Source organism: Streptomyces siamensis, from assembly GCF_039543605.1.
GTDB classification, from domain to species: Bacteria; Actinomycetota; Actinomycetes; order Streptomycetales; family Streptomycetaceae; genus Streptomyces; species Streptomyces siamensis.
On sequence record NZ_BAABKB010000002.1, the window covers coordinates 465,451 to 479,827 of the forward strand.

14 protein-coding genes are annotated in these 14,377 nt (G+C 71.6%); 3 read left to right on the forward strand and 11 right to left on the reverse strand.

Annotated elements, in window-relative coordinates:
* Positions 1–133: 133 nt before the first annotated feature.
* Positions 134–796: a mycothiol-dependent nitroreductase Rv2466c family protein gene (locus ABEB03_RS04780; RefSeq protein WP_095934356.1), complete on the forward strand. Its 663-nt coding sequence runs from the start codon at positions 134–136 to the stop codon at positions 794–796.
* Positions 797–799: 3 nt separating this feature from the next.
* Here ABEB03_RS04780 and ABEB03_RS04785 read toward each other — a convergent pair whose 3' ends face one another.
* The 10 genes from ABEB03_RS04785 to ABEB03_RS04830 form a co-directional block, all read right to left on the reverse strand.
* On the reverse strand, positions 800–1,024 hold the full coding sequence (locus tag ABEB03_RS04785) for a hypothetical protein (protein ID WP_345641622.1): 225 nt from the start codon (positions 1,022–1,024) through the stop codon (positions 800–802).
* Positions 1,021–2,118: a glycerophosphodiester phosphodiesterase gene (locus tag ABEB03_RS04790; RefSeq protein ID WP_345641625.1), complete on the reverse strand. Its 1,098-nt coding sequence runs from the start codon at positions 2,116–2,118 to the stop codon at positions 1,021–1,023. The genes ABEB03_RS04785 and ABEB03_RS04790 overlap by 4 nt, the downstream gene beginning before the upstream one ends.
* 231 nt (positions 2,119–2,349) lie before the next feature.
* On the reverse strand, positions 2,350–3,771 hold the full coding sequence (locus ABEB03_RS04795) for an FGGY-family carbohydrate kinase (RefSeq protein WP_345641628.1): 1,422 nt from the start codon (positions 3,769–3,771) through the stop codon (positions 2,350–2,352).
* Between the two features lie 60 nt (positions 3,772–3,831).
* Entirely contained in the window at positions 3,832–5,013 is a 1,182-nt protein-coding gene (locus ABEB03_RS04800; RefSeq protein ID WP_425589181.1) for a 2-hydroxyacid dehydrogenase, read from the reverse strand.
* Positions 5,010–6,098: an ABC transporter ATP-binding protein gene (locus ABEB03_RS04805; protein ID WP_345641631.1), complete on the reverse strand. Its 1,089-nt coding sequence runs from the start codon at positions 6,096–6,098 to the stop codon at positions 5,010–5,012. Before ABEB03_RS04805 ends, ABEB03_RS04800 begins: the two co-directional genes overlap by 4 nt.
* Positions 6,099–6,121: 23 nt before the next feature.
* The gene (locus tag ABEB03_RS04810) at positions 6,122–6,934 is read right to left on the reverse strand and encodes a DeoR/GlpR family DNA-binding transcription regulator (RefSeq protein ID WP_345641634.1); all 813 of its coding nucleotides are present in this window, start codon (positions 6,932–6,934) and stop codon (positions 6,122–6,124) included.
* Entirely contained in the window at positions 6,931–8,055 is a 1,125-nt protein-coding gene (locus ABEB03_RS04815) for an ABC transporter ATP-binding protein (protein ID WP_345641637.1), read from the reverse strand. Before ABEB03_RS04815 ends, ABEB03_RS04810 begins: the two co-directional genes overlap by 4 nt.
* On the reverse strand, positions 8,052–8,882 hold the full coding sequence (locus ABEB03_RS04820; protein ID WP_095934349.1) for a carbohydrate ABC transporter permease: 831 nt from the start codon (positions 8,880–8,882) through the stop codon (positions 8,052–8,054). The genes ABEB03_RS04815 and ABEB03_RS04820 overlap by 4 nt, the downstream gene beginning before the upstream one ends.
* Positions 8,879–9,844 (reverse strand): carbohydrate ABC transporter permease, encoded by a 966-nt coding sequence (locus tag ABEB03_RS04825; protein WP_257004746.1) that lies wholly within the window; start codon positions 9,842–9,844, stop codon positions 8,879–8,881. The genes ABEB03_RS04820 and ABEB03_RS04825 overlap by 4 nt, the downstream gene beginning before the upstream one ends.
* A gap of 5 nt (positions 9,845–9,849) precedes the next feature.
* Entirely contained in the window at positions 9,850–11,271 is a 1,422-nt protein-coding gene (locus tag ABEB03_RS04830; protein ID WP_345641645.1) for an ABC transporter substrate-binding protein, read from the reverse strand.
* Positions 11,272–11,433: 162 nt separating this feature from the next.
* Between ABEB03_RS04830 and ABEB03_RS04835 the strand changes: the two genes are divergently transcribed.
* Positions 11,434–12,912: an FGGY-family carbohydrate kinase gene (locus tag ABEB03_RS04835; protein ID WP_345644056.1), complete on the forward strand. Its 1,479-nt coding sequence runs from the start codon at positions 11,434–11,436 to the stop codon at positions 12,910–12,912.
* Positions 12,913–12,941: 29 nt separating this feature from the next.
* Positions 12,942–13,562 (forward strand): histidine phosphatase family protein, encoded by a 621-nt coding sequence (locus ABEB03_RS04840; protein WP_345641648.1) that lies wholly within the window; start codon positions 12,942–12,944, stop codon positions 13,560–13,562.
* 146 nt (positions 13,563–13,708) lie between these two features.
* On the opposite strand, the gene ABEB03_RS04845 is transcribed toward ABEB03_RS04840, so the two are convergent.
* Positions 13,709–14,350 carry a superoxide dismutase gene (locus ABEB03_RS04845; protein WP_345641650.1) on the reverse strand — a complete coding sequence of 214 codons (642 nt, stop codon included), beginning with the start codon at positions 14,348–14,350 and terminating at the stop codon, positions 13,709–13,711.
* Between the last annotated feature and the right edge of the window lie 27 nt (positions 14,351–14,377).

Here is a 14,377-nt window from a genome sequence, read left to right on the forward strand (position 1 = left end):
GGACGTCTCGGTGCGCTTCGGACATGGCGCAACAGCACCGATCCTGCCATGTGCCCCTGACCGTCGACACCCGGGAATGAGGCGGCGCGGGTCCCTGTTGCAGGTTCGGAGAAACCCCTTCCTGAGGAGAACCATGTCCGAGACCGCGACCACGTCCGCGAAGACCCCCGTCGACTTCTGGTTCGACCCGCTCTGCCCCTGGGCCTGGATGACCTCGCGATGGGTGCTGGAAGTGGAGAAGGTCCGCGACATAGAGGTGCGCTGGCACATCATGAGCCTTGCGGTGCTCAACGAGAACCGGCTCGACGAGCTGCCCGAGGAGTACCGGGACATGCTCGCGACCAAGGCGTGGAAGCCGGTGCGCGTGGTCACCGCGGCCTGGCAGAAGCACGGCGACGACATCCTCGGCCCGCTCTACACCGCGCTCGGCACCCGCATCCACAACGACGGCGAGGGCCCGACCGTCGAGGCGATCGCCGGCGCCCTGGCGGACGTGGGCCTGCCCGCCGACCTCATCGACTACGCCGACCAGGAGGACTTCGAGTTCGACTCCGAGCTGCGCGCCTCCCACAAGGAGGGCATCGAGAAGGTCGGCCAGGACGTCGGCACCCCGGTCATCGCCGTCCCCGGCGCCGACGGTGAGCAGATCGCCTTCTTCGGTCCCGTCGTCACGCCCGCACCCAAGGGCGAGGAGGCCGCCAAGCTCTGGGACGGCACCCTCCTCGTCGCCTCGGTCCCGGGCTTCTACGAGATCAAGCGGACGCGCACGGCCGGTCCGGACTTCAGCAACCTCTGAGCCTCACTCGGGCGCGGCGGCCTCCTCCCGGAACTCCTCGGGCAGGAGGCCGCGGTCGCTCTTCTTGTCGTAGCGCTGGTAGGTCCGGCAGCCGGGGGCGGTGCAGCGCCAGTAGTCGTCGACGTACTGGATCCCCTTGTCCTTGCGCACCGCTTCCTTCTCGGCGTCGTCGAGACGACGGAAGTCCTGCATCGTGCCGCAGGTCGGACAGGACTTGCTCTTCGTCATGAGCCCCTCCTCGCGATCACCGCCAGATCCGGGAAGTCGGTCACCACCGCGTCGACCCCCAGCCCGTAGTACAACGCGTACTCCGCGAAGGCGTCCCCGAAATCATTGGCTCCGGTACCGCGCCGGAAGTCGGCCGGCAGGAACTGGTTCTCCGCCCGGTAGGTGTACGGACCGATCCGCAGGCCGGCCGCGTGGGCGTCCGCCACCAGCGAGGTGGGTGTGCCGAGACGGCCGTCCGGGCCCACCGGGACGAGTGACGTCTTGTCGGGGCCGATCCAGTCGGCGTACTCCGCGATCCTCGCCAGACCGGCCGGCGTCATCATGTCCCTGTACGTCGTCGGGTCCCCGGCGGACACCAGGTCGTACGGTCCGCCCGTGGTCCCCAGCGCCTGCCAGAGCGGCACACCGAGCCGCTGGTCCGCGACGCGCTTCAGGCTGGTCGGCTCGAAGGACTGCACGACGCACTCGCGCGGGCCCAGCCGATTGCGGCGCACCAGCGCCGCCAGCTTCGGCTCCAGCTCCAGGCCGAGGGAGCGGAAGTACGTCGGGTGCTTCGTCTCCGGGAAGACCGCGATCGTCCGGCCGTACCGCTTCGACAGGGCGCGGGCCAGGTCCACCACCTCCTGGAAGGTGAGGACCTCGTACCGGCCGTCCAGGACGGTGTTGCGGTTGCGGACCAGCGGGAGGCGTTCGACGGCCCGCAGCGTCTTCAGCTCCGCCAGGGTGAAGTCCTCGGTGAACCAGCCCGACACGGCCCTGCCGTCCACCGTCTTCGTGGTGCGGCGGGCCGCGAACTCCGGGTGCGAGGCGACGTCCGTCGTCTGCGAGATCTCGTTCTCGTGCCGGACCACCAGGACGTGGTCCCTGGTCGCCACCAGGTCCGGCTCGATCCAGTCGGCGCCCGTCTGCACGCCGTACGTGTACGCCGCCGCCGTGTGCTCGGGGCGCCAGCCGGCCGCGCCGCGGTGCCCTATGACCAGCGGGCCGCGGGGGCGGTGGGGTGGTCCGGCCGCCGCGGCGGGTACGGCTGCGGCCGCCGGGGCGGCGGCGGCCGCGAGCAGCACGGAGCGGCGTCTCGGGTGCGAGGCGTTCATATACGTCCCCTTATCTCTGTCGCTTGCCTGACGAACTCCTCCCGCCCCCGCCGCCCCTGCCCGTCCCGCCACGGGGCTCCGCCCCGGACCCCGCTCCTCAATCGCCGGAGGGGCTGAACTTCTGCCGCTCGGGGCTGGAGAGTGCCAGCCCGTCCGGCGCTTGAGGACGAGGCCGTTCAGGCCGACCGGGGGTCTGGGGGCGGAGCCCCCAGGGGCGGGGCGAGAACAACCTCAGCGGCGGGCCCGGGTGCGGGCGCCGTGCAGGTGGGCCAGATGGTCCTCGTACGCCTTGGCGTAGTGGGCCGCGCGCCCGGCATCGGGCCGCACGACCCGCGCGGGCCGCGTCCACGCGTCCGCGTCGAGGGCGACCCCGTGCCGCTCGGCCGCCGCGAGCACCGCCCCCCGCGCCCCCACCTCCCCCTCGATCACCCGCAGCGGGCGGCCCAGCACGTCGGCGAGCAGCTGCATCCACGCGGGGCTGCGGGTGCCGCCGCCGCAGACCGCCAGCGATCCCGTCAGGCCCGCGGCCTCCAGGCAGTGGCGGGCCGCGAACCCGATGCCCTCGCAGGTCGCGCGGACGAGGTCCGCCTTCGTCGACTCCAGGCAGACGCCGGTGAGTTCGGCGCGCAGCCGGGGCTCGACGAAGGGGGCGCGTTCGCCCGAGGGGGCGAAGTAGGGCAGGACGCGCACGCCGTGCGCGCCGGGCGGGGTCTCGGCCAGCAGGCCGTCCACCTCGTCGTGGCGGACTCCGGTCGTCGACAGCACCCAGTCCAGCGCCGCCGTGCCGACCATCGCGGGCATGGCGCGCAGCCAGTACCCGGCCCGGTCGGTGGAGATGTACAGGCCGGCCGGCTCGCCGGACAGGTCGAGGTCGGTCGTCCCGACCAGGCTGGCGAGGCAGGTCCCGACGATCAGCAGGCCGTCGCCGGGGGCGGTGACGCCCGCGCCGAGCGCGCAGGCGGGCAGATCGTAGGGGCCGTTGGCGAGCGGGGTGCCGGACGGCAGGCCCTCGCCGCGAGCTTGCCCGGTGGCCAGCGGGTCGCTGACCGGCGCGAGGAGTCCACGCCGGTGGGTCAGGCCGAGGAGCTCGACGACCCGGTTGTCGTAGCGGCGGGTGCGCGGGTCGAGGAAGGGCATCGAGGCGTCGGAGACATCGGTGGCGCGGATCCCGGTCAGCCGCTGGAAGACCATGTCCTTGCAGTACAGGGCGGTGGCGGCGGCGTCGAGCGCGGCCGGCTCGTACCGGTCGAGCCAGGCGAGCAGCGGTCCGGGGCAGCCCGGGAACATGGCGCTGCCGGTGCGCCGGAAGACCGTCTCGAACGTGCCGTCCGCCAGCCACTGGTCGACCAGTTCGTGCGCCCGGCCGTCCATCCAGGACGCGGCGGCGCGCACCGGGCGGCCCTCGTCGTCGACGAGCCACACGCCGTCGCCCTGCCCGGTGAGCCCCGCGAGCTCGACCGGTCCCGGTACGACGGCGGTCAGCGCGGACAGCACGCCGACCACGGCCGCGTACACCTCCTCCATGTCCTGCTCGACGAAGCCGTCGTGCAGGGAGAGGCGCACGGGCCGTGTCTCCACCGCCAGTTCGCGGCCCGATTCGTCGAAGGCGGCGGCCTTCACCATGGACGTGCCCACATCGATACCGACGTACATGCCCCTCGGCCTCCCTCGGCCCCGCTCGCGCTGCAACCGTCAACTTCCGTGCCATGGGCCTCAGTCGAGGCAGTGTGCCAGCGGCTCCCCGCGTGTCCAGCGGCCCACCTCGGCCGCCGCGATCCGTGCGGCCTTTTCGGCCACGGCGCGGCTCGCGCCGCCCAGGTGCGGTGTCATCACCAGCCGTTCGGTCCCGGCGAGGTCGAGGAGCGGGGAGCCGGGCGGCACCGGCTCCTGCTCGAAGGTGTCCAGGGCCGCCGCCGACAGCCGGCCGTTCTTGAGGGCCTCGCACAGCGCCTGTTCGTCGACGAGCGGGCCTCGGGCCACGTTCACCAGCACGGCGCCCGGCGGCAGCAGCGCCAGTTCGCGGGCGCCGATCAGGCCGCGCGTGTCGGGAGTGAGCCGGGCGTGCAGGCTGATCACCCGGGAACGGCCGAGGAGTTCGTCGAGCGAGCCGACCCTGAGCCCGTGCACCTCGCCGCGCACGTACGGGTCGTGCACCAGCACCCGCGCCCCGAACGCGCCGAGCACCCGGGCGACGCGGCTGCCGACCGCGCCGTAACCGACGAGCCCGACGGGCAGGTCCTCCAGCTCCAGCCCGCTGTTCTCGTACGTGTAGTAGGCCGCTCCGCCCCAGCTGCCCTGCCGGGCCAGCAGGTCGTGGGCCTGGGGGATGCGGCGCAGCGCGGCGAGCAGCAGACCGACGGTGAACTCGGCGGTCGCGGCGGCGTTGCGGCCGGGCGCGAAGCACACCCGTACGCCGTGCGCGCGGGCCGCCCGCACGTTCACGTTCACCGGGCCGCCCCGGCAGACCACCACGAGCCGCAGCCGGGGTGCGGCGGCCAGCACCCGCTCGGTCACCGGGCCCATCTGGGTGACCAGCACGTCCGCGTCGGCCAGGGCCTCGGCGAGCTCGTCCTCGGCGTCGCTGGCCTCCTCGACCTCGGCGACCCGGCCGAAGGGTTCGAGCGGCCAGCCGAGCGTCAGCTCACGGACGGAGAGGGGGTGGTCGCGGAGTTCTTCGCGGACGGCGGAGGTGATGAGGGCGGGGAGGACGAAGTGGTCCCCGGCGGCCACCACGCGCACGGGCGCGGGCACGGCGGAGGCCGACTCGGGGGCCGTCGCGGGTCTCGTGGTGGAGGGAACCTCCGGTGCCGCCGCGGGTGTCGTCGTGGTGGAGGCCGTGCCGGGTGCCGTCGTGGAGGCCGTGCCGGGTGTCGTCGCGGGGGTCGCGGGCGTCATCGCAGGGAGTCTCCCGTCTCGGCGTCGAAGACATGGGTGAGGGCGGGATCGGCGGTCACCCGGACCCGATCGTCCCGGGCGAGCCGCGCCTCGGGTCCGGTGAGGACGACGAGCGGCCGTGCGACGCCCTCAAGGGACAGGGTGGCGATGCCCGACTCCAGAAGCGGCTCGTGGGCGGTCACCCGGGCGGGGACCCCGCTCTCGCCGGACAGTTCCAGGTCCTCGGGCCGAATGCCGATCACCACCTCGCGTCCTTCGGCCACCTTCAGCGGCAGCGCGAAGGCGACCGCGTCGGAGAGCCGCACGTGGCCGTCGCCCGTCGCCGTCCCCGGCAACAGGTTGACCGCGGGCTCCCCGACGAAGTCGGCGACGAACACGTTGGCCGGGCTGTCGTAGATCTCGTACGGCGTGCCCAGTTGCTGGATCACGCCGTCCTTCATCACGGCGATCCGGTCGGCGAGGGAGAGGGCCTCCTCCTGGTCGTGCGTGACCAGGATCGTGGTGTGCCCCAGGTCCCGCTGGATGCGCTTGAGCTCGCGGCGGGTGGTGTCGCGCTGGGCCGCGTCGAGGTGCGACAACGGTTCGTCGAGGAGCAGGACGTCGGGTTCGCGGATGAGGGCGCGGGCGAGGGCCACGCGCTGCTTCTGGCCGCTGGACAGTCCGGCCGGACGGGCCTGGAGGATGTCCGCGAGGTCGACGCGCTCGGCGATCTCGGTGACCCTGCGGGCGATGTCGTCGCGGGAGCCGCGTGTTCTCCGTCCGCGTGCCCGCAGCCCGAACGACAGGTTCTCGGCGACACTCAGCGGCGGGTACAGCGCGTAGTTCTCGAAGGCGACGCCGATGTTGCGGTCCTGTGCGGGCCGCCCCACCACCGAGGCGCCGCCCACCAGGATGTCACCGCCGGTGACCGTCTCCAGGCCGGCGATCATGCGCAGCGTGGTGGACTTGCCGCATCCGGACGGGCCGAGCAGGCCGAGCAGTTCGCCGGAGCGCAGCTCCAGGTCGATGCCGCGCACCGCGTCCACTGCGGGGCGGCCCCGGGACCGGTACGTCTTGCGCAGCTCCCGAAGCTCCAGTGCCGTCATCGCTGCCCTCCGTGGCCATGGGGTCAGGTGCCGCCGCCGACGGCGCACACTTCGTAGGGGACCTTGTGTTCGTCCAGATCGCGCAGCGCCTGAGCCGACGCCCCGTCGTCGACGAGGACCAGGTCGAAGCGGGACAGCGGGGCGACCCGGTGCAGGGCGACCCTGCCGAGCTTGGTGTGGTCGAGCAGCAGGATGTTGCGGGCGGCCGAGTCGAGCATGGCGCGCTTCACGGACACGATGTGCTGCTCCTGGTGGTACGCGTACCCGCCGAAGACCGCGGACGTCGACGCGAAGCACACGTCGACGCGCAGCGACTGCACCGCCTCCACGCACGACACGCCGAGGAAGGAGGAGTGCAGCGGGTCGTAGTCGCCGCCCAGCGCCATCAGATGGATGCCGCGCCGGTCGGAGAGCAGGTTGATCGCCTCCAGGAAGTTGGTGACGACCGTGAGCGGGGTGATGTCGCCGGCCCTGAGCCCGCGGGCTATCTCCAGCGCGGACGTCGAGTCGTCGAGGAGGACGGCCATGCCGGGCTCGACGAGGCTCAGCGCGTGCTCCGCGACGGCCGCCTTCTGCGGGCGCATCGACTTCAGCCGGTACTGCACGTTCGACTCGAAGACCCCCGACGGCTGCGCGGTCACCCCGCCCCTGAACTTCCGTACGATTCCCTGCCGTTCGAGCTCGTCGAGGTCCCTGTGTATCGTCATCAGGCTCACCCCGAAGCGTTCGGCCAGCTCGGCGGCGGTCGCCGATCCGTCGGCCAGTACCTGCTCGGCCATGGCGGCCTGGCGGACCGCCGGGCCCTGGGGTGCGCCACCGGTGTTGCTGCTGCTCATTGCCCGATCCTTCGTCCTGGACGCTCCGGCCGGTCGGCCTCGAACAGCAGCAGGTTCTCAGGCCGGACGGTCAGCCGTACCGGATCGTCGGGACGCAGGTGTGTCGCGTCGGCCCGGGGCACGACCAGCGACACGTGCTGTGCGCCGAGCCGGACGGTGACCTCGACGGCCCGGCCGAGCACCTCGGTGACGTAGACGGTGCCGGTGAGTTCGTGGCCCTCGCCGCCGAGCGCCAGGTCGCGCGGGCGCACCCCGGCCAGTACCTCGGTCCCCGCGGCGGTCCGTGCGGCGACGGGCAGGTCGAAGGCCCCGTCCACGGCGCGGAAGCGGCCGTCGTCGGTGATCGTCCCCGGCAGCAGATTGATCCGCGGCCGGCCGAAGGCCCGCGCGACCTCGGTGTCGCGGGGCCGGTACCAGATCTCCTCGCGTGTCCCGGTCTGCACGATCCGGCCGTCCCGGATGACGCCGATCCGGTCGCCGAGCGCCAGTGCCTCCACGGAGTCGTGGGTGACGTACAGCGTGGTGGTGCGGCGCACGGCGCCGATCGCCTTGAGTTCGGCGCGCATCGACTGGCGGAGTTTGGCGTCCAGATGGGAGAGCGGTTCGTCGAGGAGGAAGGCGCGGGCGGGCCGCACCAGCACCCGGCCGAGCGCGATCCGCTGCCGCTGCCCGTTCGACAGCGCGCCCACCGGCCGGTCCAGCAGCGCGCTGATGCCGAGCAGTTCGGCGATCGCGCCGACGCGGTCGCGGGCCTCGGACGCGGGCAGCCGGTGCCGGGGCGAGCGCAGCGGGGAGGCGAGGTTGTCGTACGCGGAGCGGTGCGGGTAGAGCGCGTAGCTCTCGAAGCACATGGCGACACCGCGGTCGTAGGGTTCCACGCCGGCCATGTCCGTGCCGTCGAGCTCGACCGTGCCGGAGTCGGGCTGTTCGAGTCCGGCCACCGTCTTCAGCGTCGTCGTCTTGCCCGCTCCCGAGGGCCCGAGCAGACAGAAGAACTCGCCTTCCGCCACGTCCAGTTCGAGCCCGTCGAGGGCCGTCCTGCGTCCGTACGCCTTGTGGATCCCGCGCAGCGCGATCGCCGCGGGCCGGGCGGACGCGTTCAGGACGTCGGAGACGCTCACGACTTCACCGCCCCGAAGGACAGCCCGCGCACCAGATAGCGCTGGATGGTCAGGGCGAGCAGCAGCGGCGGCACGACGGACACGAGCGCGGCGGCTGCCGTCAGGTTGTACTTGGGCCGGTCCCCGCCGAGGAAGGAGAGTGCGCCCACAGTGACGGTCTGCGCCTGCGACGAGGTGAGGATGAGGGGGAAGACGAAGTTGTTCCAGGCGAAGATGAACGCCAGCAGCGACACGGCCGCGATCCCGGGCTTGACCAGGGGCAGGGCGACCCTGAAGAAGGCCTGCTTGCGGGTGTAGCCGTCGAGGAGCGCGGCCTGTTCCAGCTCCGGGGTCAGATCGGCGAAGTACGACCGCATGATCCACACGATCAGCGGGAGGGTGATCAGCTGCAGCACCCACACCATGCCGACGTAGGTGTCGAACAGGCCGAGCTTCTGGTAGAGCACGAACAGCGGAATGATCACGGTGAGTTCGGGGGCGAAGCGGAACGACAGCAGTGTGAACATCAGGTTCTCGGAGCCCTTGAACCGCCACCGTGCCGAGGCGTACGCCGCCGGGAGGCCGACGACGAGGGAGAGCGCCACCGCGCCGACCGACACGACCAGACTGTTGACGAAGAACCGCACGAACGGGATGCCCTCGCTGTCCCCGAGCACGGTCCGGTACGCGTCGAGGGTCGGAGTGAACGAGAAGTAGGTGCTGAAGAGCTGGTCGGCGGGCTTGAGCGAGAGGATCGCCATCCAGGCGATCGGGAAGAGCGCGAAGACGAAGTAGAGGATCAGCGCGGCGTCCGCGAGCCACCCCCACAGCCTTTTCCTGCCGGTCATTCGGTCACCTCCGCGGCCCGGCGCTGGATCTTGCCCAGACGGCGGACCAGTACGGTCGCCGCCAGATAGACCACGGCCCACAGCACTACGGTGTAGCTGATCCCGAAGGAGTACCGCTGGAAGCGGATCGCCTCCAGGTAGGCCCGGATCTGGAGTACGACGGTGGAGTCGCCGGGCCCGCCCTCGGTGAGGGCGTAGATGATGTCGAACACCTTGAGCGAGTCCATGAACCGGAAGATCACCGCGACCAGCACGTACGGCCACAGCATCGGCAGCGTGAGCCGCCGGAAGGTGTACCACCATCCGGCGCCGTCCACCGCCGCCGCCTCGAAGGGGGAGACGGGCAGCGAACGCAGTCCGGCCAGGGCGAGGACCGCGACGAACGGCGTGTACACCCACACGTCCACGGCGATCGACGACAACAGGGCGCCGGTGGGGGTGTTGGTCCATTGGACCCCGCCGAGACCGAACGGTTCCAGCAGGTGGTTGACCACGCCCACCGACGGCTGGAGCATCAGCTTCCACATGATCGCGGCGATCACGGGGGCGATCATCAGCGGCAGGATGAGGATCTTCTCCAGGACCCGGCCGACGCGCGTGGAGCGGTGCAGCAGCAGCGCGACACCCACCCCGAGCACGGTCTCGGCCGCCGCCGCTCCCACCGCGTACAGGGTCGTCACCCATGCGGAGTTCCAGAAGGCCTCCTGGGTGAAGACCGTGCGGTAGTTCTCGAAGCCCACCATGTCCGGCTGCGGCTTGCTCGCCGAGAAGTCGAACAGCGTGTAGTAGAGGCCGAGACCGAAGGGGTACAGGATCCCGCCGGTCAGCAGCAGGGCGGGCACGATCAGCAGGTACGGGCGCAGACCGCGCCGCCAGCGCGGTACGGCCCGTACCTGCCGGGTGCCCTCCTCGTGGGAGGCCGCCCCGTGGTCGGTCTCCTTCAACGAGGTCGTCGGGGGCATCGGGCTCAGCCCACCTTGGCGGCGAGGTCGCTCGCCAGTCCGCCGAGGACGGACTTGGCGTTCTTGCCGCCGTAGATCTCCTGGAGCGCCGCCGCCCAGCTCGTCGTCGCGTCGAAGAACTGTTCCTGCGGAGTGAACTGGATCTTCGTCTGGTCGACGACCGTCTCGAAGGTGTCGATGAAGCCCTCCAGATGCTTCATCTTGTCCTTGTACGCGCCGTCCTGACTGATCGACCTGCGGACCGGGTCGATGTGGTTGTGGGTGATCGCGCCCCTGCGCAGGTGCTCCTTGCCGGTGGCCCACTGGAGGAACAGCCAGGCCGCGGACTTCTTGCCGCTCTTGGCGTTCATGCCGAGCGACCAGATCCACATGTTGGTGGCGAGGGAGCCGCCGGGCCCCTTCGGACCCGGGTGGAAGGCGATCTTCCCGGACGCGGGGCTCGCCCCCGCCACGGCCTGGAAGTACGCGGCCGTGTCCGCGTCGAAGAGCATCCCGGCCTTCTTCGCCCCCAGGTCGCTGGAGCACTGGTACCAGGTGTACGACGTCCAGGACGGAGGGCCGCCCTTCTTGACCATGTCCGCCCAGTCCTGGGTGAAGGCGACGGCCTCCGGGCTGTTCATGGCGGGCCTGAGCCGGCCGTCGGTGACGGTGAAGTCCTTCAGACCGTTGCGCGCGTACATCGTCATGAACCCGGGGTGGATGGTCGCCCAGCTGCGCGAACCGCGCACCGCGATCCCGTACATCCCGTCGAACCCGGCGCCGGGTGCCTTGCGCTTGATGACGGAGGCCAGTTCACGCAGTTCGTCGAAGCTCTCCGCGGGCTTCAGCCCGAGCTTCCTGAACACGTCCGTGTTGTACGCGACCACGTTCGTCTCCCAGCCCCACGGCAGCGCGTACTGCCCGCCCCGCCCGAGCGGCGCCCCCGCCTTCAACGACCACTGGTCGGCCTGGAGGAGGTTGGGGAAGAAGTCGTCCTGGTCCCATTCGTCGCCGGTGGCCGAGGAGTTGCGCATCCACGGCCCGAGGTCCTCCAGCCATCCCGGAGGCCCGTACTGCCACACCATGTAGGCGCCGAGCATGAACACGTCGTACGAGGCGCGCCCGCTGGACAGGTCGACGGTGAGCTTGTCGAAGTAGTTGTCCTCGGGGAAGACGTCGTACTCGACCTTGATTCCGGTCTTCTCGGTGAACGTCTTGAGGTCGGCGATCAGGGCGTCCGTGTACGGGTGCTTGTTCAGCAGGGCCTTGACCGTTCTGCCCTTCTCCCGCTTCCAGTCGAAGGAACCGGTGACGTCGTCGGCGGCCGACCCGTCGCTCTTCTTGTCGTCCCCGCCGAACCCGGCGCCGCAGGCCGTCAGCAGCGGTGCCGAGGCGGCCGCGGCGGCCAGGGTGAGGAAGCGCCGGCGGTCGTGCACGTGCATGTCCATCCGTGACCTCCACGTCGGTACGGTCCGGTCCGGTTAACACGTCGAGTCGACTCGTTAACAGAGGGTGTAACGGCGGGGGTTGACCGTCAATCCCTCGCGCACGGGAAAATATCGGGGCAGAGTGTGAAGTTCACAGTTCCGGTCGCGATGTGGGAGGTCCTCATGGAGGAAGCCGGGACGGCATGGCTCGGCGTCGACCTCGGCACCCAGAGCGTCCGCGTCCTGCTCGTCACGGGCGACGGCACGGTCCTCGGCCGCGCCGCCGCCCCGCTGCGCGGACGACGCGCGGGGGTGCGGCACGAGCAGGATCCGGGGGACTGGTGGGACGCGGTGTGCACGGCGTCCCGGGCCGCGCTCCGGGGCCTTTCGCGGCAGCGGATCGGCGGGCTCGCGGTGTGCGGCACGTCCGGGACGGTGCTGCTCGCGGACTCCGCGGGTCGCCCGGTCGGCCAGGCCCTGATGTACGACGACGGACGCGCCGCCGAGGACGCGGACCGGGCCCGCGCGAGAGGCCTCGTGGTCCAGAACGCGTGGGGATTGCCGAAGGCGCTCTGGCTGGCCCGCGAGCACGGGGCGGGCGAGGGGCGCGCGGTCCGGCTGATGCACCAGCCCGACGTGATCGTCGCGCGGCTCACCGGCACGCTCCCGCCCACGGACGCCAGCCACGCCCTCAAGACCGCCTACGACGTGGAGCACGACACCTGGCCGCTCGCCGTGTTCGCCGAACTGGGCCTCGATGCAGAGCTGTTGCCCGATGTCGTCCGTCCCGGGACCCGGATCGGCGAGGTCTGCGCGAGCGCCGCCGAGCGGACCGGAATCCCCGCCGGCACCCCCGTCGTCGCCGGGATGACCGACGGGTGCGCGGCTCAGATCGCCTCCGGTGCCCTGCACGAGGGCTCCTGGAACTCGGTCCTCGGGACGACGCTCGTCCTCAAGGGCGCGGCCTCGCGGCCGGTGCGGGACGCCACCGGCGTGGTCTACAACCACCGTGCACCGGACGGGGGATGGCTGCCGGGCGGCGCGTCGAGCGTCGGTGCCGGTGCGCTCGCCGTGTACTTCCCCGACGCCGAGCCCGCCGCCTTGGACCGGGCCGCCGCCGCCCACGAACCCGCGTCCGTCATCGCCTATCCACTGGCCTCACCCGGCGAACGTTTTCCCTTCCTCGCCCCCGGGGCCACCGCCTTCGTCCTCGGCAGCCCCGCCTCGGACGCGGACCTGTGGGCCGCCCTGCTCCAGGGCGTCGGATTCGCCGAGCGTCTCTGCCTCGACACCCTGCACTTCCTCGGAGCCCCCATGGACGGCACGCTCACCTTCACGGGCGGCGCCGCCCGCAGTCCGTACTGGAACCAGCTCCGCGCCGACATCCTCGGCCGCCCCGCCCGGATCCCCGAGGAGACCGAACCCGCCCTGGGCATGGCCGCGCTGGCCGCCCACGGCACAGGCGCGGCGTCCACTCTCGCCGGGGCGGCCGACGGGATGGTCCGGGTCCGCACCGTCGTCACCCCCCGCCCCGCCCGCACCGAGCCGTTCGCCGCGTCCTACGCACGACTGGTCGGCGAACTGGAGCGGCGCGGCTGGCTGGCCGCCCCCGTCGCCGCGCACGCGCGCTCGCGTCTCGACCTCGGCGGTACGGGCTCATGAACGCGTCCTGGCCTGGATACTGCGGGCTCATGAGGACCACGAGCACGACCTTGCTGCTGGCCCGGCACGGGCAGACCGTCTGGCACGCCGAGAACCGTTACGCCGGAGTGAGCGACGTCGACCTCACCGACGAGGGGCGCGCCCAGGCGGAGGCCCTCGGGCGCTGGGCCGCCGCCCACCCCGTCGACGCGATCTGGACCTCGACCGTGTCCCGCGCCATCGCCACCGCCGGCCCCGCCTGCCAGGTCCTCGGTCTCACCCCGCACCGCGAACCGGCCCTGCGTGAATGCGACTTCGGCGTCGTGGAGGGCCGTACGCTCGCCGAGTTCGAGGCCGAGAACCCGCAGCGCGCGAAGGCCTTCCGGACGGATCCGGTGTCGTACCCCTTCCCGGAGGCGGAGGACCCGCGCACGGCCGCGGCACGCGGCACGGACGCCCTGCGCCGCATCGCCGCCGCCCACCCCGGCGAACGTGTTCTGGTCGTCGCCCACAACACCCTGCTCCGCCTGGTGCTGTGCTCCCTCCTGTCGGTCCCGCTGAGCGAGTACCGCCGCGTCTTCCCGCAGTTGCGCAACGCGGCGGTGAGCGAACTCCGCTTCGAGGACGGACGAGCCGCCCTGCTGTCGCTCAACGTCCCCTGCGATGAGTGACCGGCCCGCCCGCGTCGGTGGCGGCCGGACTGCGCCCGGGACGGGGGAAGCCCCCGCGAGTCACGTCCTCGCGGGGGCTTCCCGTTCATCCGCCTGCCACGTGAAGGGTGAGAAGACGATCACGAGCAGGACGCTTCATACCCGGCTCAGCGGGCCGGCAGCAACACGTCGGGTCGAGACGTGGCCGCTTCGTGACGCCGGGCCACGTCCTGCCAGTTCACGACCTGCCACATGGCCTCGATGAAGTCGACCTTCTGGTTCTTGTACTGCAGGTAGAAGGCGTGCTCCCAGGCGTCGAAGACGAGGAGCGGCACCGACCCCTGGCCGACGTTGCCCTGGTGGTCGTAGATCTGCTCGACGATCAGACGCCCGCTGAGCGGCTCGTGGGCGAGGACGCCCCAGCCCGAGCCCTGCGTGGTCGCGGCGGCCTTGGTCAGCTGGGTCTTGAAGGCGGCGAAGGAGCCGAACGACTCGGTGATGGCGTCGGCCAGGCCGCCCACGCCGTCCGCCGCGAGCGGTTCGCCGCCGCCCTCTCCCGTCATGTTGTGCCAGTAGATCGAGTGCAGGATGTGGCCGGACAGATGGAAGGCCAGATTCTTCTCCAGCCCGTTGATCGAGCCCCACGCCTCCTTGTCGCGCGCTTCCGCGAGCTGCTCCAGCGTGTCGTTGGCGCCCTTCACATAGGCCGCGTGGTGCTTGTCGTGGTGCAGCTCGATGATCTCGGGGCTGATCACGGGGGCGAGCGCGGAGTAGTCGTACGGAAGTTCAGGGAGCGTGTAGACGGGCATGGCGGGTCCCCTCCGACCTCTTATTGC